This is a genomic window from Streptomyces sp. NPDC056883 (assembly GCF_042788835.1).
Classification (GTDB): domain Bacteria; phylum Actinomycetota; class Actinomycetes; order Streptomycetales; family Streptomycetaceae; genus Streptomyces; species Streptomyces stoeckheimensis.
Genome location: NZ_JBHUBS010000019.1, coordinates 113,910 through 133,158 on the forward strand (window position 1 = coordinate 113,910; position 19,249 = coordinate 133,158).

Consider the following 19,249-nt stretch of genomic DNA (forward strand, 5'->3'; position numbering starts at 1 on the left):
AAAAACCCCAAAAGACACCACTTAGAAAAAAATCCCCCCCCCCCCCCCCCCCCACACCCCCCCCCCCCCCCCCCCCTTCCCCCCCCCCCGCGCCTCACTCTTTGCGTACTAGGGCTGCTACTCGCCCTTGCCCGCGGCGGCCTTCTTCTCCTCGGCGTCCTCGATGACGGCCTCGGCGACCTGCTGCATGGACATCCGGCGGTCCATGGAGGTCTTCTGGATCCACCGGAAGGCGGCCGGCTCGGAGAGCCCGTACTGCGTCTGCAGGATGCTCTTGGCGCGGTCCACGAGCTTGCGCGTCTCCAGGCGGAGGGAAAGGTCGGCGACCTCCTTCTCCAGCGCGCGCAGCTCGGCGAAGCGCGACACGGCCATCTCGATGGCGGGGACGACGTCGCTCTTGCTGAAGGGCTTCACGAGATAGGCCATGGCCCCGGCGTCCCGAGCCCGCTCCACGAGATCGCGCTGCGAGAACGCGGTGAGCATCAGCACGGGGGCGATGGACTCCTCCGCGATCTTCTCGGCGGCGGAGATCCCGTCGAGGACGGGCATCTTCACATCAAGAATGACCAGGTCGGGGCGGTGCTCCCGGGCCAGCTCGACGGCGGTCTGCCCGTCTCCGGCCTCACCGACGACGGCGTAGCCCTCCTCTTCGAGCATTTCCTTGAGGTCGAGACGGATGAGCGCCTCGTCCTCGGCGATGACGACGCGCGTCGTCAGCGGCGGAACGTGCGACTGGTCGGCGTCGGGCGTGGGCGTCGACTCGTGCTCGGCGGTCACGGGGGCTCCTTGGTGCAAGGCGATTCAGCTCCCCCGAGCCTACCTAGCTCCTGTATGTTTGTGACACGGAGGGTATTAGGTATCCTTTGTTTCGAAGGGGCCCCGGTAGCCCAGCGGCAGAGGCCATGGATTCAAAACCCATTCAGCGTCGGTTCGAATCCGACTCGGGGCACTTCTCCTTCATTTCCAAGGTCGCCAAGCGATTTTAGGATCTTCACTCGTCACAGTGAACGCAGCTTCGAATTGCGACCAACTGGACGAACAGCGACGAAGCTCGCAACTGTGGAGCACAATCCTTCGATACGCGAAGAAGCAGTCCTACTCATGCGCCGGGGCGTGACCAACCGAGTGGTCGCCGAACACCTGGGCATACCGCGCGGCACCATCGGCTGGTGGCGATCCGAGGACCGAAGACACCGCGGTGAGGCGTACGTCCGCCCGACGGACTGCCCCAGATGCACGGGCCGCGACGTCGACCAGCCCGCGTACGCCTACCTCTTGGGGCTCTACCTCGGCGACGGCCACATCATCTCCAAGCACAAGCAACACCACCTGTCCGTCTTCTGCGACAACTCCTGGCCCGGTCTCATCGATGCAGCCGAGGAGGCGATGCGCCGCGTCATGCCCCTGCCCAAGGTGGGACGCGTGCAGCGCCAGGGCTGCGTAGAGGTCAAGTCCTACACGCAGCACTGGACCTGCCTGTTCCCGCAGCACGGCCCCGGCAAGAAGCATGACCGCCGCATCACCCTCGAAGACTGGCAGCAGGCCATCGTCGACGCCCACCCGTGGGAGTTCGTCCGGGGGCTGATCCACTCCGACGGGTGCCGGGTCACCAACTGGACCGTCCGCAACGGCAAGCGCTACGAGTACCCGCGGTACTTCTTCACGAACAAGTCCGACGACATCCGGAAGCTCTGCACGGACACCCTCGCCAAGGTCGGCGTCCAGTGGACGATCCTGGCCCGCGGCAGCGACCCCTTCAACGTGTCCATCGCGAGGAAGGCGTCCGTCGCGCTCATGGACGCCCACATCGGGCCGAAGCACTAGCCCGGCAGGTCGCCGCTGCCGCCCAGGTTGGCGACCATGCGGCGCAGGCCGTCGATCGTCGCCGCATACGCCGCATCGTCCACACCCTCCCGCATCCGCGCATGCACCTTCGCGTTGCGGTCGTGCGCGCGGACCCGGCCGGCCTCGCCCGCTTCGGTGAGCGTCAGCGTGCCGCCCGTCTCCGCGAGCCAGCCCCGCGCCGCGAGGTCGTCGTAGACCGCGTCGAAGTCGGTGTCCTGGTCGTCGTACGGGGTGAGCTTCTCGGTGAGGGCCGCGCGCTTCCAGTGGGACGGGGAGCCGGCCACGTGGTTGAGGGTCCACCAGTGGGGCTGGGTGAGGTTCTCCTCGGCGAGTGCGGCCCGGATGCCGCCTATCACGAGCTTGCCGGCCTCGCGGGCCCAGTAGCCGATGGGCTGGGCCGCGAGCTGGTCCTGGGAGTACTCCTTGATCGTCATGCTCGCGAGCGTACGACCTCAACTCGACTTGAGGTCAAGGCGACTTGGCCCCGGATCGCTCAGTCGCGGCCCGTCAGGCCGTGCAGGACCGTCGTCACGTGGGCTTCGGCGTCGGCGGGGTCGAGGGGGGCGTGGGCCACGAGGAGGCGGTACCAGAAGGGGCCGAAGACCAGGTCGGTGGCGTGGTCGAGGTCCGTGCCGGCGGGGAGTTCCTCACGGGTGACGGCCTTCGTCAGCAAAGTGGCGACGACCTCGCGGCGGGTGGCGACCCAGGCGCGGAAGGGTTCGGCGAAGGCGGGGTCGAGCTGGGCTTCGGCCATGAGCCCGGTCAGGGCCTTCGCGCGGACGGGGTCGCCGCCGATGCGGTAGAGGTCGGCGACGAAGGCGGTGAGGTCGCCGGCGAGGGTGCCGGTGTCGGGTTCGGGGACGCGGGCGGCGGTTTCGTGGGCGTAGGCGTCCATGACGAGGGCGGGCTTGGACTTCCACCAGCGGTAGACGGTGCTTTTGGCGACGTTGGCGCGCTTGGCGACGCCTTCGATGGTGAGGGCGCCGTAGCCGTTCTCGACGAGGAGTGCGGCGGTGGCTTCGAGGACGGAGTGGTGGGCGTCTTCGTTGCGGAGGCGGCCGCCGGTGCGGGGCGGGTTGCTCGCAGAGTTGCTCGAAGGAGTGATTGACACGCCTTCACGATAGCCCTAGCTTTTTATCAAAACGCGGCGTAGCGTTTTGATTGAAGGATCGACCGAGGGATACGAGGGGCACAGTCATGAGCAGGATCGTGATCGCGCACGGGTACGGGATGAGCGCCGGGGACCACTGGTATGCGGCGACGGGCGAGGAGTTCGCGGCCGAGGGGCACGAGGTGCGGATTCCGAACTTCCCCGAGCCGTTCGCTCCGGAGGCCGGTGTGTGGCTGAAGGAGCTGGAGGCGGCGACGGAGGGGGCGCCTGCCGGCGAGACCGTGCTGGTGGGTCACAGTCTGGGTGGGGTGAATGTGCTGCGGCTGCTGCAGGAGCACGACACGGAGGCCGAGGGGGCGTTCGCGGGGGTGGTGTTCGTGGCGTCGATGTCCGGCGAGGTGGGGTATGACGCGTCGGCGCCGTTCTTCTCGCCGGAGTTCGACTGGCAGCGGATCCGCAGGGCTGCGCGGGAGTTTCGTGTGCTGCACGCGGCGGATGACCCGGTGACCGGGGAGGCGACGGGTGAGCACGTGTTGCGGTTCGTGCGGGAGCTGGGCGCGGAGGCGCGGGTGACCGCGTCGGGCGGGCACTTCCCGAGTACGGGTGAGAGCCGTTTGGTGTTGCCCGACGCGGTGCGTCTTATACGTGAGGTGCTGTAGTCGCCTGTGGGCGGTGTCAGCGGACCGCGTCGCCGATGTGGTGGATGCGGACGAGGTTGGTGGATCCGCTGACGCCGGGGGGTGAACCGGCGGTGATGACGACGACGTCGCCGGGGACGCAGCGGCCGATGCGCAGGAGCTCTTCTTCGACCTGGGCGACCATGGCGTCGGTGGAGTCGACGTGGGGGCCGAGGAAGGTTTCGACGCCCCAGGTGAGGTTGAGCTGGGAGCGGGTGGCGGGGTCGGGGGTGAAGGCGAGGAGGGGGATGGGTGAGCGGTAGCGGGAGAGCCTGCGGACGGTGTCTCCGCTCTGGGTGAAGGCGACGAGGAACTTCGCGCCGAGGAAGTCGCCCATTTCGGCGGCGGCGCGGGCGACTGCGCCGCCTTGGGTGCGGGGCTTGTTCCGGTCGGTGAGCGGGGGGAGGCCCTTGGCGAGGATGTCTTCTTCGGCGGCTTCGACGATGCGGGACATGGTGCGGACGGTTTCGATGGCGTACTTACCGACGCTGGTTTCACCCGAGAGCATGACGGCGTCGGTGCCGTCGATGACGGCGTTGGCGACGTCGGAGGCTTCGGCGCGGGTGGGCCGGGAGTTGTCGATCATCGAGTCGAGCATTTGGGTGGCGACGATGACGGGCTTGGCGTTGCGCTTGGCGAGCTTGACGGCTCGCTTCTGGACGATGGGGACCTGTTCCAGGGGCATTTCGACGCCGAGGTCTCCGCGGGCGACCATGATGCCGTCGAAGGCGGCGACGATGTCGTCGATGTTTTCGACTGCCTGGGGCTTTTCGACCTTGGCGATGACGGGGAGGCGTCGGCCTTCTTCGTCCATGATGCGGTGGACGTCTTCGATGTCGCTGCCGCTGCGGACGAAGGAGAGGGCGATGATGTCGGCGCCGATGCGCAGGGCCCAGCGGAGGTCTTCGATGTCTTTTTCGGAGAGGGCGGGTACGGAGACTGCGACGCCGGGGAGGTTGAGTCCCTTGTTGTCGGAGACCATGCCGCCTTCGATGACGCGGGTGTGGACGCGGGGGCCGTCGACGGCGGTGACTTCGAGGGTGACGCGGCCGTCGTCCACGAGGATGCGTTCGCCGGTGGTGACGTCGGCGGCGAGGCCCTTGTAGGTGGTCCCGCAGGTGTGGCGGTCGCCTTCGTGGTCTTCGACGGTGATGGTGAATTCGTCGCCGCGTTCAAGGAGTACGGGGCCTTCGCGGAAGCGGCCGAGGCGGATCTTCGGGCCTTGAAGGTCCGCGAGGATGCCGACGCTGCGGCCGGTTTCGTCGGCAGCCTTGCGGACGCGCTGGTAGCGGTCCTCGTGTTCGGCGTAGGTGCCGTGGCTGAGGTTGAAGCGGGCGATGTCCATTCCGGCTTCGACCAGGGCTTTGATCTGGTCGTATGAGTCGGTGGCGGGGCCCAGGGTACATACGATTTTCGCTCGGCGCATGAGGCGAGCGTATGCCCCTACCAGGGAGTAGGAAATTGGTTCCGGGTGTCCACTCAACAACCTTTGAGCAAAAGGTTGTTGACAATTGTTGAATGTGCATGGGGGTGCTCTGATGAGCACCCCCGGGGCGCCGATTTTCGGATCTTCAGAGCTGAGGGGTCAGAGCTGGGGAGGGGTCATCGTGAAGCGTGCGTTCACCTGCGCGTAGACGGTCTGGCGCTGGGGTTCGAGGTCGAGGGCGGGGGCGCCTGCGTCTTCGGCGGTGCTGAAGGCCATGGTGCGCATGCCGGCGCCGGCTGCGTGGAAGGGGGCGGGGGCGTTCTCGGCTCCGAGGTCGGCGAGTTCGACGAGGGCGGCGAGGTCGGCTCCGAGGGCTGCGGCGTATTCGCGGGCGCGCTGGACGGCTTCGAGTACGGCTTGGCGGCGGGCTTCGCCGTGGGCGGGTGAGGTGGGGCGCAGGGCCCACCAGGGTCCGTCGACCTGGGTGAGTTCGAGGTCTGCGAGGCGGGTGGTGAGTTCGCCGAGGGTGGTGAAGTCGTTGAGTTCGGCGGTGAGGTGGACGCGTCCGTGGTAGGCGCGGATGCGTTCGCCGCGGCCGTGGCGGGTGAGTTCGGGGGTGATGGAGAAGGCGCCGGTTTCGAGTTTTTCGACGGGGTCGCCGTAGCTTTTGACGAGGTCGAGGACGGCGTTGTTGCGGCGGGTGAGGTCTTCGAGGGCGGTGCGCCGATCGGTGCCGCGGGCGCTGACGGTGATGCCGATGCGGGCGATCTCGGGGTCGACTTCGAGGGTGGCTTCGCCGCGGACTGCGACGCGGGGGACTTCGGGGGTTCCGTAGGGCTGGTGCGATGCGTCCTGGGTCATGGATTCACTCTCGCACTGCTGCTCGTACGGGGGTGGTCATCGGATCGAAACCTGGTGGGGGTGTTGCGGCTTGTTACTGCTGGGTCAGAATCTACGCGCGTTGCCTATCTGTGCACACGCACCTCACAAGGGGAGATGGCATGGCTTTGGACCGTAGGACATTTCTGGGCACCTCGGCTGCGACGGGTGCGGCTGTGGCGTTGGCGGGGGCCACGAGCACCCCGGCCGCCGCGGCCGAGGCGGTGGCCGGCGGCGCTTCGGCCGCGGGGGCGAAGACGTACGCGTTCACGGTGATGGGGACGACCGACCTGCACGGGAACGTCTTCAACTGGGACTACTTCACGGACAAGGAGTTCGACGACAAGGCGCACAACGACGTCGGTCTGGCGAAGATCTCCACGCTGGTGAACCAGGTGCGGGCGGAGAAGGGCCGGTGCAACACGCTGCTGATCGATGCCGGTGACACCATTCAGGGGACGCAGCTGTCGTACTACTACGCGAAGGTGGATCCGATCACCGCGCGGCGCGGTCCGGTGCATCCGATGGCGCAGGCGATGAACGCGATCGGTTATGACGCGGCTGCGCTGGGGAACCACGAGTTCAATTACGGCATTCCGGTGCTGCGGAAGTTCGAGGAGCAGTGCGACTTCCCGTTGCTGGGGGCGAACGCGCTGGATGCGAGGACGCTGCGGCCGGCGTTCCCGCCGTACAGCATGCACCGGCTGCGTACTCCGCACGGGCGTGATGTGAAGGTGGCCGTGCTGGGTCTGACGAATCCGGGGATCGCGATCTGGGACAAGGCGAACGTGCAGGGGAAGATGACGTTCCCGGGTCTTGAGGAGCAGGCGGCGAAGTACGTGCCGCGGCTGCGGTCGCTGGGTGCGGATGTGGTGATCGTGTCGGCGCATTCGGGTTCGAGCGGTACGTCGAGCTACGGGGACCAGTTGCCGTACATCGAGAACGCGGCGGGTCTGGTGGCGGAGCAGGTGCCGGGGATCGACGCGATCCTGGTGGGGCACGCGCACACGGAGATCCCGGAGTACCGGGTGAAGAACAAGGCGACGGGCAAGGACGTGGTGCTGTCCGAGCCCCTGAAGTGGGGGCAGCGCCTCACGCTGTTCGACTTCGAGCTGACGTGGGCGAAGGGCTGCTGGTCGGTGTCGAAGGTGTCGGCCCGGGTGCTGAATTCGAATACGGCGGTGGAGGACCCGGAGATCGTGGGGCTGCTGTCGGACGAGCACCGCAAGGTCGTGGCGTATGTGAACCAGGTGATCGGTACGTCGACGCAGGCGATGTCCTCGGTGGACGGGCCGGTCAAGGACGTGGCGATCATCGATCTGATCAACCACGTGCAGGCGGAGACGGTGAAGGGTGCGCTGGCGGGTACGGAGTGGGGTGCGCTGCCGGTGCTGTCGCAGGCTTCGTGCTTCTCGCGGACGGCGGCGATTCCGGCCGGGCAGGTGACGATCAGGGATGCGGCGGGTCTGTATCCGTTCGAGAACACGCTGGAGGCGCGGCTGCTGACGGGCGCGCAGGTCAAGGACTATCTGGAGTATTCGGCGAAGTACTACGTGCGGACGGCTCCCGGTGATGTGGTGGATCCGGCGAAGCTGACGAACGCGGAGGGTACGCCGGACTACAACTACGACGCCGTGTACGGGTTGACGTACGACATCGATGTGTCCGAGCCGGTGGGTTCGCGGATCTCGGGGCTGTCGTTCCAGGGGAAGCCGGTGGATCCGGCGGCGCAGTTCGTGCTGGCGGTGAACAACTACCGGGCTTCGGGCGGTGGCAATTTCCCGCACGTGCCGCAGTCCAAGCAGCTGTGGGCGAACTCGGATGAAATACGCAACACGATCATCCAGTGGGTGAAGGCGAAGGGGACGGTGGACCCGGCGCAGTTCGCGTCCGTGGACTGGCGGCTGACCCGAGCCGGGACACCGGTCTTCTAAGGCGTCGGTCTTTAAAGACGGCGGTCTTCTGAACGTTTCTCCTTACGGGTGCTCGATCAGTGGGAGCAGTTCGCCGGCGGGTTGGGGCCGGGTGTGCTCCCGCTGTTCGAGGCCGAAGGTGGTGAAGGCCGTGCGGGTGGGCTGGGGGTAGGGCTCCTTGCCCGTCAGGGTGTTCAGGATGGCGGCGCTGCGCCAGGCGGCGAGGCCGAGGTCGGGGGCTCCGACGCCGTGGGTGTGGCGTTCGCCGTTCTGGACGAAGACGCTGCCGGTGACGGCCGGGTCGGTGATCATCCGGTAGCGGTCGTCGATGCGGGGGCGGCCGGAGGAGTCCTTGCGCAGGTAGGGGTCGAGTCCGGCGAGGAGGCGGGCGAGGGGGCGTTCGCGGTAGCCGGTGGCGAGGACGACGGCGTCGGTGGTGAGGCGGGAGCGGGTGCCCTGCTCCACGTGTTCGAGGTGGAGTTCGACCTTGGTGGTGGCGACGCGGCCCGCGGTGCGGACGCTGACTCCGGGGGTGAGGACGGCGTCGGGCCAGCCTCCGTCGAGGGTGCGGCGGTAGAGCTCCTCGTGGATGGCGGCGATGGTGGCGGCGTCGATGCCCTTGTGGAGTTGCCACTGGGCGGGGACGAGGCGGTCGCGGACCGGTTCGGGGAGGGAGTGGAAGTAGCGGGTGTAGTCGGGGGTGAAGTGTTCCAGGCCGAGCTTGGAGTACTCCATGGGGGCGAAGGAGGGGGTGCGGGCGAGCCAGGTGAGGCGTTCGCGGCCGGCGGGGCGGGAGCGGAGCAGGTCGAGGAAGACCTCGGCTCCGGACTGGCCCGATCCGATGACGGTGACGTGGTCGGCGCCGAGGATGCGCTGCCGGTTGTCGAGGTACTCGGAGGAGTGGATCACCGGGACGGTGGGGGCTTCGGCGAGGGGGCGCAGCGGTTCGGGGACGTAGGGGGCGGTGCCGATGCCGAGGGCGAGGTTGCGGGTGTAGGTGCGGCCGAGGGCTTCGGCTTCTCCGTCGGTGTCGAGTTGGGTGAAGTCGACTTCGAAGAGGTCGCGTTCGGGGTTCCAGCGGACGGCGTCGACCTGGTGGCCGAAGTGGAGTCCGGGCAGGCGGCCGGCGACCCAGCGGCAGTAGGCGTCGTACTCGGCGCGCTGGATGTGGAAGTTCTCGGCGAAGTAGAAGGGGAAGAGGCGTTCCTTGTGCTTGAGGTAGCTGAGGAACGACCAGGGGCTGGAGGGGTCGGCGAGGGTGACGAGGTCGGCGAGGAAGGGGACTTGGAGGGTGGCTCCGTCGATGAGGAGTCCGGGGTGCCAGCGGAAGTCGCGGCGCTGGTCGTAGAAGGCGGTGGCGAGTTCTGCGGCGCCTTGCTGGGGCAGGCCGTGGGCGAGTGCGGCGAGGGAGAGATTGAAGGGGCCGATGCCGATTCCGACGAGGTCGTGGGGTGCATCGAGCTGGGCGGTCATCGGTGGGTGCTGCCTTCCAGGAGGTTCACGAGGGCGTCCAGGTCCCCCGCCGTGGTGTGGGGGTTGAGCAGGGTGGCCTTGAGCCAGAGGCGGCCGTCGGCGGTGGCCCGGCCCAGTACGGCGGTGCCGCTCTGGAGGAGGGTGCGGCGGAGGTTGGCGAGTGCGGTGTCGTCGGCGTGGGTGGGCCGGAACAGGACGGTGCTGATGGTGGGCGCCGCGTGGAGTTCGAAGGCGGGGTGTGCTTCGAGGAGTCGGGCGAGCTGGTCGGCGCGTGCGCAGGTGCGGTCGATGAGGTGGGTGAGGCCGTCTCGGCCGAGGGAGCGCAGGGTGGCGGCGATCTTGAGGGCGTCTGCGCGGCGGGTGGTGCGCAGGGAGCGGCCGAGGAGGTCGGGCAGGCCGGCTCGGGTGTCGTCGGGGGCGTTGAGGTAGTCGGCCTGGTGGGCGAGGGGGGCGAGCAGGGTGGTGTCGGGGACCGTGAGGAGTCCGGCGGCGATGGGTTGCCAGCCGAGTTTGTGCAGGTCGAGGGTGATCGACCGGGCGCGGTGCAGGCCGGCGAGTTTGGGGCGGTGGCGGGGGCTGAGGTGGAGGAGGCCGCCGTAGGCGGCGTCGATGTGGAGGTCGGCGCCGTGGTGGTCGCAGAGGTCGGCGAGGGCGTCGAGGGGGTCGATGAGGCCGGCGTCGGTGGTGCCGGCGGTGGCGGTGACGAGGACGGGGCCGGTGGTGGTGGCGAGGGCCTCGGCGAGGGTGGCGGGGGTGAGGGCGCCGGTGGGGGTGGGGAGGCTGCGGGCGGGTGGCAGGCCGAGGAGCCAGGCGGCGCGCGGGATGGAGTGGTGGGCGTTGGCGCCGTGCAGGACGGTGAGGTGGGGGCCGTGGCGTTCGCGGGCGAGGAGGAGGGCGAGGTGGTTGGCTTCGGTGCCGCCGGTGGTGAGGACGGCGTCGGGGTGGGGGGTGTCGTGGAACTCCGCGGCGAGCGTGCGGGTGAGGAGGGTTTCGAGGGCGGAGGCGGCGGGGGCCTGGTCCCAGGAGTCGAGGGAGGCGTTGAGGGCGCTGGCGGCGAGGTCGGCGGCGGCCGCGACGGCGAGGGGCGGGCAGTGCAGGTGGGCTGCGCACAGGGGGTCGGCTGGGTCGGCCGCGCCGGCGGTGAGGGTGTGGACGAGGGTGCGTAGTGCTTCGTGGTCGCCGTGTCCGTGGTCGGGGAACACCTCGCCGAGTGCGGCGGTGACGCGGGCGGTGACGGCGTGGGGTCCGCCGGCGGGGAGCGGTCCGCCGCGGGCGCGGGCTCCGGTGCGCAGGGCGTCGAGGACGGTGGCGAGGAGTGGTTGCAGGGCGTCGGGGCCGTGGGGTCCGCCGGCGAGCGGGGCGGTGCCGCGTCTGCCTGTGCCGGGGGGCGCTGTCATGCGGTTGTCCTCACGGGAACGGATCGGAGCGGCGGGTGGTGCCGCTCGGCTGGGGTGGGGCACCCGGGGGTACAACGATCCGACCCGAATGGGGTAACCGCCCGGGTTTATGCATGGTGGATTTCAAGCCGTCGGCGGTGGCGGCCCCGTGTGGCTGCGCCGGTCCGTTCCGGAAACGCGCACGGCGGCCCCCCGCCCCTGGTGGGGTGGGGGGCCGCCGGGGTGGGTTAGCGGCGGGCTCGTAGGGCTCGGGTGAGGTCGTCGAGGTGGTCTGCGAGTTTGCGGTGGAGGAGCGGGGTGATGTCGGGGGTGGTCAGGGCTGCGTAGCCGACCTCGAGGTTGGCTTCGGTGATCTCGTGGCCGGGGAGGGCCCAGCGGCCCGCGGCTTCGGCGATGGCGGGGCCGCGGCGGGCGGCGAGGGTGACGGCTTTGGCGTAGGCCTGCGGTACGTACTCCCGTACCAGGTCGGCCTGTTCGGGCTGCCAGAAGCCTTGGGCGGTGGCGGTGAAGAGGTAGTTGGACAGGGAGTCGTCGTGGAAGAGGCGCTCCCAGGCGGCGGCCTTGGCCTCGGCTGTGGGGAGGGCGGCGCGGCAGCGGGCGGCGCCTTCCCGGCCGGTGGCGCTGGGGTCGGCGGCGAGGGCTTCGTCGATCTCGGCTTCGCCGGCCGCACCGAGGACGCAGAGGCGGGCGAGGATCCGCCAGCGCAGTTCGGGGTCGAGTTCGGGGCCGCCGGGGACGGTGCCTTCGGCGAGCCAGCCGGCGATGGTGTCGGGCTGGGTGGCGCTGTCGGCGAGGGTGCGGACGGCGAGGAGCCGCAGGCCGGGGTCGGTGCCGTCCTCGGTGCGTCGCAGCAGGTCGCGGGCGATGGTGGTGAGGGTGGTGAGGGCGTCGCCGCGGCGGTCGGCGGTGAGGTAGCGGTCGGCGATCTGGGCGCGGGTGAAGCCGAGGACGCCTTGGACGATCGCGAGGTCGGTTTCCTCCGGTACGTGGGCTTCGGCGGTGGCCAGGTAGTCGGCGGCGGCCAGTTCGCCGTCGCGGACCATGTCGCGCAGGGAGTTCCAGACGACGGCGCGGGTGAGCGGGTCGGGGATGCGGGAGATGCCGCGGAGGGCGGTTTCCAGTGAGGTCTCGTCGAGGCGGACCTTGGCGTAGGTGAGGTCTCCGTCGTTGAGGACGAGGAGGGCGGGGCGCGGGCCGCTCACGGAGAGGACTTCGTCGGAGGGGACGTCGAGGGCGAGGACCTCGCGCGGTTCGATGGCTCCGTCGGGGGCGCGGTCGTAGAGGCCGGCGGCGATGTGGTGGGGGCGGCTGCCGGTGCGGTCGACGGTGAGGGTCCAGCCTCCGTGGCTTTCCTGGAGGCGGGGGGTGAGGGTGTCGACGCCGGTGGTGCGCAGCCAGGTCTCGGCCCAGGTGTGGACGTCGCGGTCGGTGTGGGCGGCGAGGGAGTCGACGAAGTCGGCGAGGGAGGCGTTGGCGAACTTGTGGCGGGCGAAGTGGGTGTTGATGCCGGCCAGGAAGTCCTTTTCGCCGAGCCAGGCGACGAGTTGGCGCAGGGCGGAGGCGCCCTTGGCGTAGGAGATGCCGTCGAAGTTGAGGAGGGCGGAGGCGGTGTCGGGGACGGCTGCGGCGTCCGGGGCGACGGCGTGGGTGGAGGGGCGCTGGTCGGCGTCGTAGCCCCAGGGTTTGCGTTCCATGCCGAATCCGGTCCAGGTCTCGGTGAAGCGGGTGGCTTCGATGAGGGTCTGGTAGCCCATGAACTCGGCGAAGGACTCGTTCAGCCAGATGTCGTCCCACCAGCTGAGGGTGACGAGGTCGCCGAACCACATGTGGGCCATTTCGTGCGCGATGGTGACGGCGCGGCGCTGGCGTTCGGCGTCGGTGACGGCGGAGCGGAAGACGTAGTCGTCGCGGAAGGTGACGAGCCCCGGGTTCTCCATGGCGCCGGCGTTGAACTCGGGGACGAAGGCCTGGTCGTAGGAGTCGAAGGGGTAGGGCTCGGTGAACTTCTCGTGGTAGCGGTCGTAGCAGGCGGTGGTGAGGTCGAGGATCTCCTGCGCGTCGGCGTCGAGGTGGGGGGCGAGGGAGCGGCGGCAGTGGATGCCGAAGGGGAGCCCGGCGTGTTCGGTGCGGATGCTGTGCCAGGGGCCTGCGGCGACGGCGGCGAGGTAGGTGGAGATGACGGGGGTGGGGGCGGAGGCCCAGATCCCGGCCTCGGTGACGGAGCCGTCGCCCGAGCCGTCGCCGCCGTCGCCGAGGCGTTCGCCGATGCGGGTGGTGATGCCGTTGGCGAGTACGGTCCAGTGCGCGGGGGCGGTGACGGTGAACTCGAACACGGCCTTGAGGTCGGGCTGGTCGAAGGCCGGGAAGACGCGCTGGACGTCGTCGAGGAACATCTGGGTGTAGACGTACGTCTCGCCGTCCGCGGGGTCGGTGAAGCGGTGCAGGCCTTCGCCGGTGCGGGAGTAGCGCATGCGGGCGGCGATGCGGAGTTCGTGGGGGCCTTCGGTGAGGCCGGTGAGGGGGAGGCGGCCGTCGGTGAGGGCGGCCGGGTCCAGGGGGTGTCCGTCGAGGGCGGCGGAGCGCAGTTCGTCCGGTTTCAGCTCGACGAAGGTGTCGCCGGCGGTGCGGGCGGTGAACCGGATGACGGTGCGGGACTCGAAGGTCTCGTCGCCGGTGGTGAGGTCGAGGTCGACTTCGTAGTGCCGGACGTCGAGGAGTCGGGCTCGGAGCTGCGCTTCGTTGCGCGTCAGTGCGGACATGGGGCCCATGCTGCCGGATGGCGGCGCCGGGCCCCAGCTCCTCTTACTCGCCTTCGCTCTCGCCCTCGCCTGCGGCGATCGTCTCGTGGTGGCGGATGACCTCGGCGATGATGAAGTTGAGGAGCTTCTCGGCGAAGGCGGGGTCGAGCTTGGCGTTCTCGGCGAGCTGGCGCAGCCGGGCGATCTGGCTGGCCTCGCGGCCCGGGTCGGCCGGGGGCAGCTGGTGGCGGGCCTTGAGGTGGCCGACCTGCTGGGTGCACTTGAACCGCTCGGCGAGCATGTGCACCACGGCGGCGTCGATGTTGTCGATGCTGTCCCTGAGCCGGGCCAGCTCGGCGGTGACGTTGTCGTCGATGTCCCTGGTGTTCATGGTCACCGAGAATACGTGGCGCGCGGCGGCGGCTCTTCGGCCGGTCGGCCACTGAGACGGACCGGGCAAGATCCGGAAAGGACGGCCTAGGCCGGCGGCTCGGTGGGGTCGTGGGTGATGAGGTCTCCCGGCTGGCACCGGAGGACGTCGCAGATCCTGGACAGGGTGGAGAAGCGGATGGCCTTGGCCCGTCCGTTCTTGAGCACGGACAGGTTGACGACGGTGATGCCGACCTGTGCGGCCAGTTCGGTGAGCGTCATGCCGCGCTCGGCCAGGATCCGGTCGAGGTGGATTCGGATCGCGTGGAGTTCCTCTTCGGGCATCAGATGGTCCCTTCGAGGTCCTCTCGCATGCGCACGCCCTCGCGCATGATCTTCCCCATGATGACGGCGGCGAGGCCGGCGAGGATGAGTACCTGCGGATCGGAGACCGTCGGGCCGGAGTCGAGCATGGGCACCATGCTGGCGGCGAGCCAGGACTGCGACCAGCCCACGACGAGGCCTGCCAGGGGTGTGCCCAGTGTGACGGACCAGCCGAGGACGGTGAGCCGTCGGGCCACCTTGTCGGTGAACGGGCCTTCGGACACGACGGCGTCGAGCAATCGGGAGAAGAGCAGGAGGGTCACGGAGGCGAACAGCATCCAGGGCAGCTGGCTGCCGAGGTCGGCGGCGCGCTGTGCCGTGGAGGGGTCGTTCTGGCAGAGCCGTGCGGTGCTGCTGGACGCTTCCACGCCCTGGCCGACCGGGAGGCCGCCGTCCAGTGTGGCGTTGGCCCAGAAGTCGGTCTTCACGCAGACCGCCCCGTCGTCGGCCAGGTGCGTGACGGCCGTACCGATGAAGGTGAGCCCCCAAAGGATCGCCAGGCCAAAGGTCAACGTGGCCAGGATCTTCGTGAATCGCGTGTTCATCGCGTTCCCCCCTATCGATTTTCGATATGCCGGAGACTAGCGGACCATATCGATAATCGACAAGTGGGTGCCGGTCAGAGGGGCAGGAGCGCCGTGACGAGCCAGCCGCCTTCGGGGGCGGGGCCTGCGGTGAGGGAGCCGCCGAGGGCTTCGGCCCGTTCGGCCATGCCGACGAGGCCGTAGCCGCCGCCGCGGGCGTTCTCGGAGAGTTTCGCGGGGCGGCCGCCGTCGTCGGCGATCCGGACTTCCAGGCCGGCGGGGACGGTGCGCAGGCCGACCCGGACGGCGGTGGCGGTGGCGGCGTGCTTGCCGATGTTGGTGAGGGCTTCGAGGACGATGCGGTGGGCGGTGGCGGCCACGTCGGCGGGGAGCCGGGCCTCCAGGCCCTCCTCCACGTAGAGGACGACGGGCGGGCCGGTGGCGGCGAACCGTTCCGCCAGCCCGCGGATCTCCCGGAGGCCGGCGACGGGGGCCGTGCCGGCGGAGCCGGGCTTGGCCGCGCCCTTGCCCTTCTCCGGGTCGGCGTCCTCGGCGCCCTCGCGGAGGATCTTGACCAGGCGGCGCATGGAGCCGAGCGCCTCGTCCCCGGCCGTCTCGATGCGGCCGAAGATCTCGCCGGCGCGTTCCGCGGAGACCTTGGTGTAGCGGGCGGCGCGCGCCTCGACGACGATCCCCGTCACGTGGTGGGCGACGAGGTCGTGGAGCTCGCGGGCCAGTTCCAGGCGCTCGGCGCTGCGTACGGCGCGCAGCTCGCGGACCCGCTGGACGGACTGCAGGCGCAGGAGCAGGGAGTACGCGGTGACGACGACGGCGAGCACGGAGAAGAGCAGCGTGAAGCGGCCCGGGTCCGCGTCGCGGACGGGCGCCGCCATGGAGCCGAGGGCGAGGAGGGGGCCGAGGACGGCGGCGGTGCGGGCGGGGGCGCGGAGCAGCACCTGGGTGAGGAGCACGAGCAGGGCGACGGCCTCGCCGCCGCCCCAGACGACGAGGGGGAGGTTGCTGAAGAGGAGGGAGAGGGTGACGGCCCAGGTGACGGCGGAGGCGAACCAGGCACGGGCGAGCAGCGGGATGCGTGGCCAGGGCACGGCGCTGAGGCAGACGAGGATGCCGGACACCCAGACGGCGGCGTGCGGGGTGCTGGGCTGGCGGGCGAGGACGACGCCCTCGAAGGTGACGAGGGAGAGGAGGGTGAGCGAGAGGATGATGCGGATCCAGTCCGCGGCGTAGGGGTGGCGGCGGGCCCATGGCCCCAGGGGGCTCACACCGAGTCCCGGAGCGTCTTGTCGGCTCCGCCGGGGGTGTGGGGGCTTCGGCGCATGCCGAGACCGCGGTTCGCCCGGGCGCTGCCCGGACCCGTGGTGGCCGGTGTCGTCGGGAACGGCGTGCGCCGGCTTCCTGGGGCGCCGCCCCAGACCCCGCGCCTCAAACGCCGGCGAGGCTGAGATTGCCCAGCGGTGCCCGGACAGCGGCGGGTCTGGCTTTGGCCCAGGGCGCGCGAGAGTCGGCGAGGCTGGCGCTGCCCGGCGGTGCCCGAACGGCGGCGGGAGCATGCCCCGGTGTTCGAACGGCCGCCGAGGTGATTCCGTCCCGTGCCGCCCGAACAGCCGCGGGGCTGATTTGGCCCCGGGCCGTCCGTGTGGCGGTAGAGGGCGGTCAGGGGGTGGGGGTGGGTCACGCCGGGGTGCCTGCCAGGCCGCTTTCCCAGGCCCAGGCGGCGATTTCCACGCGGTTGCGGGCGTCCAGTTTGGCCTGGACGTTGGCCAGGTGGGTCTTGACCGTGGAGAGGGAGACGAAGAGCTCCCCGGCGATCTCGGCGTTGGTCAGGCCGCGCGCGAGGCAGCGTACGACCTCGCGTTCCCGGTCCGTGAGGGGCTCCGCCGGGCGGCGGGCGGCCGCGGCGGCGGCCGGGGTGCGGTGGGCCATTTCGCGGAGCAACCGTACGGTGATGGCGGGTGAGACGAGGGAGTCTCCGACCGCTGCCGCCCGTACCGCTTCAACCAGCATGGCCGGGCTCGCGTCTTTGAGGAGGAAGCCCGACGCTCCGCCCTGGAGCGCCGCGTGGACGTACTCGTCAAGGTCGAAGGTGGTGACGATGACGATGCGGGGGGTGTCGCGGCCGGAGAGCCGGCGGGTGACTTCGAGCCCGTCGAGCTTGGGCATGCGGATGTCGAGGAGGAGGACGTCGGGGCGGTGTGCGGCGACGGCCGCGAGGGCCGCTTCGCCGTCTTCGACGTCGGCGACCACTTCGATGTCCGGCTGGCTTTCGAGGATCATCCGGAAGCCGGTCCTGACCATCTCCTGGTCGTCCGCGATGATCACTCTGATCGCCATGCGCCGCCTGCCCCACTGTCGCCCGTTGCCTGTACCGTCCCTGTTTCCCCGGCATTCCCACCGGGTGGGATCTCTCCATGGGACCTGCGGGCGCCTCGGCCCGCAACCGCACAGCAGACCGCCGGGAGCATGCCGCAAGGCCGGAACGGCGTCGTTCCGGCCTCACGGGACTTCCGTCGACGTTACGGACATGTGGGGCATTGCGCCTCGTTCTTCCGGCCATGTTCGGATCGGCCGGGAGGGGGAGGGAAGCCAGAGCGCCCCCGGGCGGTCAGAGCGTGGCGGCCGCGCTCTTGATGGCCGCCGCGAAGGTGGAGACCTCCGTGTAGACGCCGGGGTAGTCGGGACGGGCGCAGCCCTCGCCCCAGCTGACTATGCCGACCTGGATCCAGGCGTTCGCATTGTCCCGGCGGAACATGGGACCGCCCGAGTCGCCCTGGCAGGTGTCGACGCCGCCCGCGTCGAACCCGGCACAGATCTCCTCCGCGGGCACGAGCGAGCTGCCGTAGGAGTCCTGGCAGGAGGCGTCGGAGACGAAGGGGACGGTGGCCTTCAGCAGGTAGCGCTGCTGGGCTCCGCCTTCCCGGGCGGCACCCCAGCCGGCGACGGTGAAGGTGCCGTTGTCGTAGGCCTTGGTGTCGGCGATCTTGAGGGTGGGCAGGTTGATGGGCTGCGCGAGCTTGATCAGTGCCCAGTCCTTGCCCGTGCCGTTGTAGCCGGGGGCCTGGAGCACCTTGGTGGACTTGACCTTGATGGCGCTGGAGCTCTTGAGGTCGACCACTCCCGCGGTGGCGGTGATGGAGGTGTTGTTGCCGGAGCCGCTCACGCAGTGGGCGGCGGTGAGCACGATCTGCTGGGTGTAGAGGGCGCCGCCGCAGCCCATGGAGAGCCGGACCATGAAGGGGAACTCTCCTTGGGCGGCGCGGGTTCCGCCGACCACGGGCGCCGTGCCGGCGGTTGCGGTGCCGGGCTGGAGGCTGACGGCCGCGAGGGCCACCGCTCCGACGGCGAGGACGCGCTTGAGGGTGGTGACGAGGCTGGACACAGTCGACACACTGCCTTTCGTGGGGGGTTGGGCCGTGCGCGTCACTCCGGGGCGGCTGGGATGGACCGCCTGGGTGACGGGGACATGACACACCCTGCTCGCGGAGGCCATCAAGAACGCGTTTTCGGACAACTTCCGGCCGGAGGGACCCCATGACGCACAACGGGCGGCGGAACAGCCCGATCGAGCACGGATTTCCTCATCTGGAGACGGTCCGCGCGGCCGTCACCGCGCTGTTCCGGCGACTGTCCGCCGACGGGATCCGCGCCTACGACACCCCCTTCGCCCCCGCCGACGCGGCCTTCCCCGCCTCCGAGGACCTGTACCCGGGCGCCCACCGGGTGGCTTCCGCGATGGTCCGCGCCCTGCACCTGCCCGACGCGCGACTGATCGTGGGCTTCCGCGCGATGGAGGACGCCGCGACCGTGGAACTGGCCGCCGGGCCCGAGTACTTCGTCGAGGTCAACGACCGTTTCCGCGTCCACCGCCGCGATCTGGCGGCCGCCCTCGCCCACGAGGTCACGCACGTACTGCTGCACCGGCTGGACCTGCGCTTCCCCACCACCCCCGGGAACGAGATCCTCACCGACACCGCCGCCGCCTACCTCGGCGCCGGCTGGCTGCTGCTCGACGCCTACCGGGAGGACGAGCTCACCCATCAGAAGCTCGGCTACCTCACCCCGGAGGAGTTCGGCTACGTCCTCGCCAAGCGCGGCCGGTTCCTCGGCGGCGAGGACCTCTCCACGTGGTTCACCAGCCCGCAGGCCTACGAGGCGTACGTGCGCGGCCGCGCCCGAGCCGACCGGGACCTGCGCCGGGCCCCCCTGGCGGCCGCGGGCCGGACGGAACGGCTGCGGTACGCGGCGGCCCGCCGGACCGGGGCCCCCGCGCCCGGGGCGGCGTACGGCTTCGAGGCGCACGCGGGCGGGCTGCGGGTGAGCTTCCCGTGCCCGGTGTGCGGGCAGCGACTGCGACTGCCGACCCACCGCGGGCCGGTCCGGGCCCGCTGCGGGCTGTGCCGAACGGTGCTGGACTGCGACACCTAGCGCGCCGCGTCACGCATCACATGTGACGGAGGTTCACCGCCCAGCCATGAAAAGTTACTTACCAGCCAGT

The 19,249-nt window shown here is 70.1% G+C and carries 18 protein-coding genes and 1 tRNA gene; 5 read left to right on the forward strand and 14 right to left on the reverse strand.

The window, feature by feature from the left end; all coding sequences use genetic code 11:
- Positions 1 to 117: 117 nt before the first annotated feature.
- Positions 118 to 777 carry an ANTAR domain-containing response regulator gene (locus ACFRU2_RS33975; RefSeq protein WP_250744985.1) on the reverse strand — a complete coding sequence of 220 codons (660 nt, stop codon included), beginning with the start codon at positions 775 to 777 and terminating at the stop codon, positions 118 to 120.
- Between the two features lie 99 nt (positions 778 to 876).
- Between ACFRU2_RS33975 and ACFRU2_RS33980 the strand changes: the two genes are divergently transcribed.
- A tRNA-Leu gene (locus ACFRU2_RS33980) sits at positions 877 to 949 on the forward strand.
- A gap of 152 nt (positions 950 to 1,101) precedes the next feature.
- Positions 1,102 to 1,824: a helix-turn-helix domain-containing protein gene (locus ACFRU2_RS33985; protein WP_382979704.1), complete on the forward strand. Its 723-nt coding sequence runs from the start codon at positions 1,102 to 1,104 to the stop codon at positions 1,822 to 1,824.
- Here ACFRU2_RS33985 and ACFRU2_RS33990 read toward each other — a convergent pair.
- On the reverse strand, positions 1,821 to 2,279 hold the full coding sequence (locus tag ACFRU2_RS33990; protein WP_382979707.1) for a MarR family transcriptional regulator: 459 nt from the start codon (positions 2,277 to 2,279) through the stop codon (positions 1,821 to 1,823). The genes ACFRU2_RS33985 and ACFRU2_RS33990 overlap by 4 nt on opposite strands.
- A 59-nt stretch (positions 2,280 to 2,338) precedes the next feature.
- Complete coding sequence (locus ACFRU2_RS33995) at positions 2,339 to 2,956, reverse strand: TetR/AcrR family transcriptional regulator (protein WP_382979708.1); 618 nt, start codon at positions 2,954 to 2,956, stop codon at positions 2,339 to 2,341.
- A gap of 86 nt (positions 2,957 to 3,042) precedes the next feature.
- Between ACFRU2_RS33995 and ACFRU2_RS34000 the strand changes: the two genes are divergently transcribed.
- Positions 3,043 to 3,615 (forward strand): RBBP9/YdeN family alpha/beta hydrolase, encoded by a 573-nt coding sequence (locus tag ACFRU2_RS34000; protein WP_382979711.1) that lies wholly within the window; start codon positions 3,043 to 3,045, stop codon positions 3,613 to 3,615.
- 16 nt (positions 3,616 to 3,631) lie between these two features.
- Here ACFRU2_RS34000 and pyk read toward each other — a convergent pair whose 3' ends face one another.
- Together pyk and ACFRU2_RS34010 are read right to left on the reverse strand one after the other, a co-directional pair.
- The gene (pyk, locus tag ACFRU2_RS34005; protein ID WP_274552438.1) at positions 3,632 to 5,059 is read right to left on the reverse strand and encodes a pyruvate kinase; all 1,428 of its coding nucleotides are present in this window, start codon (positions 5,057 to 5,059) and stop codon (positions 3,632 to 3,634) included.
- A gap of 159 nt (positions 5,060 to 5,218) precedes the next feature.
- Positions 5,219 to 5,920, reverse strand: coding sequence for an SIMPL domain-containing protein (locus ACFRU2_RS34010; RefSeq protein ID WP_351375630.1), 702 nt, complete (start codon positions 5,918 to 5,920; stop codon positions 5,219 to 5,221).
- A gap of 140 nt (positions 5,921 to 6,060) precedes the next feature.
- Here ACFRU2_RS34010 and ACFRU2_RS34015 point away from each other — a divergent pair, with 140 nt between their 5' ends.
- Positions 6,061 to 7,872, forward strand: coding sequence for a bifunctional metallophosphatase/5'-nucleotidase (locus tag ACFRU2_RS34015; RefSeq protein WP_382979787.1), 1,812 nt, complete (start codon positions 6,061 to 6,063; stop codon positions 7,870 to 7,872).
- 42 nt (positions 7,873 to 7,914) lie between these two features.
- Here ACFRU2_RS34015 and ACFRU2_RS34020 read toward each other — a convergent pair whose 3' ends face one another.
- From ACFRU2_RS34020 to ACFRU2_RS34060, 9 genes are all read right to left on the reverse strand, one after another.
- Positions 7,915 to 9,324, reverse strand: a complete 1,410-nt coding sequence (locus ACFRU2_RS34020) for a lysine N(6)-hydroxylase/L-ornithine N(5)-oxygenase family protein (protein ID WP_382979714.1) — start codon at positions 9,322 to 9,324, stop codon at positions 7,915 to 7,917.
- Positions 9,321 to 10,721 carry a pyridoxal phosphate-dependent decarboxylase family protein gene (locus ACFRU2_RS34025; protein ID WP_382979715.1) on the reverse strand — a complete coding sequence of 467 codons (1,401 nt, stop codon included), beginning with the start codon at positions 10,719 to 10,721 and terminating at the stop codon, positions 9,321 to 9,323. Before ACFRU2_RS34025 ends, ACFRU2_RS34020 begins: the two co-directional genes overlap by 4 nt.
- A 227-nt stretch (positions 10,722 to 10,948) precedes the next feature.
- Positions 10,949 to 13,480 carry an aminopeptidase N gene (gene pepN / locus ACFRU2_RS34030; protein ID WP_382979717.1) on the reverse strand — a complete coding sequence of 844 codons (2,532 nt, stop codon included), beginning with the start codon at positions 13,478 to 13,480 and terminating at the stop codon, positions 10,949 to 10,951.
- A 43-nt stretch (positions 13,481 to 13,523) separates the two neighbouring features.
- Positions 13,524 to 13,850: a chorismate mutase gene (locus ACFRU2_RS34035; RefSeq protein ID WP_382979719.1), complete on the reverse strand. Its 327-nt coding sequence runs from the start codon at positions 13,848 to 13,850 to the stop codon at positions 13,524 to 13,526.
- Positions 13,851 to 13,936: 86 nt separating this feature from the next.
- Entirely contained in the window at positions 13,937 to 14,173 is a 237-nt protein-coding gene (locus ACFRU2_RS34040) for a helix-turn-helix domain-containing protein (RefSeq protein ID WP_382979721.1), read from the reverse strand.
- On the reverse strand, positions 14,173 to 14,757 hold the full coding sequence (locus ACFRU2_RS34045; RefSeq protein ID WP_382979723.1) for a DUF2975 domain-containing protein: 585 nt from the start codon (positions 14,755 to 14,757) through the stop codon (positions 14,173 to 14,175). Before ACFRU2_RS34045 ends, ACFRU2_RS34040 begins: the two co-directional genes overlap by 1 nt.
- A gap of 74 nt (positions 14,758 to 14,831) precedes the next feature.
- On the reverse strand, positions 14,832 to 16,019 hold the full coding sequence (locus tag ACFRU2_RS34050) for a sensor histidine kinase (RefSeq protein WP_382979725.1): 1,188 nt from the start codon (positions 16,017 to 16,019) through the stop codon (positions 14,832 to 14,834).
- Between the two features lie 409 nt (positions 16,020 to 16,428).
- Positions 16,429 to 17,088: a response regulator transcription factor gene (locus ACFRU2_RS34055; protein WP_250744971.1), complete on the reverse strand. Its 660-nt coding sequence runs from the start codon at positions 17,086 to 17,088 to the stop codon at positions 16,429 to 16,431.
- Positions 17,089 to 17,359: 271 nt separating this feature from the next.
- Positions 17,360 to 18,142 (reverse strand): serine protease, encoded by a 783-nt coding sequence (locus ACFRU2_RS34060; RefSeq protein ID WP_382979727.1) that lies wholly within the window; start codon positions 18,140 to 18,142, stop codon positions 17,360 to 17,362.
- A gap of 143 nt (positions 18,143 to 18,285) precedes the next feature.
- On the opposite strand from ACFRU2_RS34060, the gene ACFRU2_RS34065 reads away from it, so the two are divergent.
- Positions 18,286 to 19,179 (forward strand): hypothetical protein, encoded by an 894-nt coding sequence (locus ACFRU2_RS34065; protein ID WP_382979729.1) that lies wholly within the window; start codon positions 18,286 to 18,288, stop codon positions 19,177 to 19,179.
- Positions 19,180 to 19,249 lie beyond the last annotated feature (70 nt).

Excerpts from the sequence above, each read along its gene's own strand:
- ACFRU2_RS34040 (WP_382979721.1), bottom strand. The coding sequence starts at position 14,173 with ATGCCCGAAGAGGAACTCCACGCGATCCGAATCCACCTCGACCGGATC.
- ACFRU2_RS34025 (WP_382979715.1), bottom strand. The coding sequence starts at position 10,721 with ATGACAGCGCCCCCCGGCACAGGCAGACGCGGCACCGCCCCGCTCGCC.
- ACFRU2_RS34020 (WP_382979714.1), bottom strand. The coding sequence starts at position 9,324 with ATGACCGCCCAGCTCGATGCACCCCACGACCTCGTCGGAATCGGCATC.
- ACFRU2_RS34000 (WP_382979711.1), top strand. The coding sequence starts at position 3,043 with ATGAGCAGGATCGTGATCGCGCACGGGTACGGGATGAGCGCCGGGGAC.
- pyk (WP_274552438.1), bottom strand. The coding sequence starts at position 5,059 with ATGCGCCGAGCGAAAATCGTATGTACCCTGGGCCCCGCCACCGACTCA.
- ACFRU2_RS33990 (WP_382979707.1), bottom strand. The coding sequence starts at position 2,279 with ATGACGATCAAGGAGTACTCCCAGGACCAGCTCGCGGCCCAGCCCATC.
- ACFRU2_RS34010 (WP_351375630.1), bottom strand. The coding sequence starts at position 5,920 with ATGACCCAGGACGCATCGCACCAGCCCTACGGAACCCCCGAAGTCCCC.
- ACFRU2_RS34065 (WP_382979729.1), top strand. The coding sequence starts at position 18,286 with ATGACGCACAACGGGCGGCGGAACAGCCCGATCGAGCACGGATTTCCT.
- ACFRU2_RS34035 (WP_382979719.1), bottom strand. The coding sequence starts at position 13,850 with ATGAACACCAGGGACATCGACGACAACGTCACCGCCGAGCTGGCCCGG.
- ACFRU2_RS34015 (WP_382979787.1), top strand. The coding sequence starts at position 6,061 with ATGGCTTTGGACCGTAGGACATTTCTGGGCACCTCGGCTGCGACGGGT.
- ACFRU2_RS34045 (WP_382979723.1), bottom strand. The coding sequence starts at position 14,757 with ATGAACACGCGATTCACGAAGATCCTGGCCACGTTGACCTTTGGCCTG.
- ACFRU2_RS34055 (WP_250744971.1), bottom strand. The coding sequence starts at position 17,088 with ATGGCGATCAGAGTGATCATCGCGGACGACCAGGAGATGGTCAGGACC.
- pepN (WP_382979717.1), bottom strand. The coding sequence starts at position 13,480 with ATGTCCGCACTGACGCGCAACGAAGCGCAGCTCCGAGCCCGACTCCTC.
- ACFRU2_RS33985 (WP_382979704.1), top strand. The coding sequence starts at position 1,102 with ATGCGCCGGGGCGTGACCAACCGAGTGGTCGCCGAACACCTGGGCATA.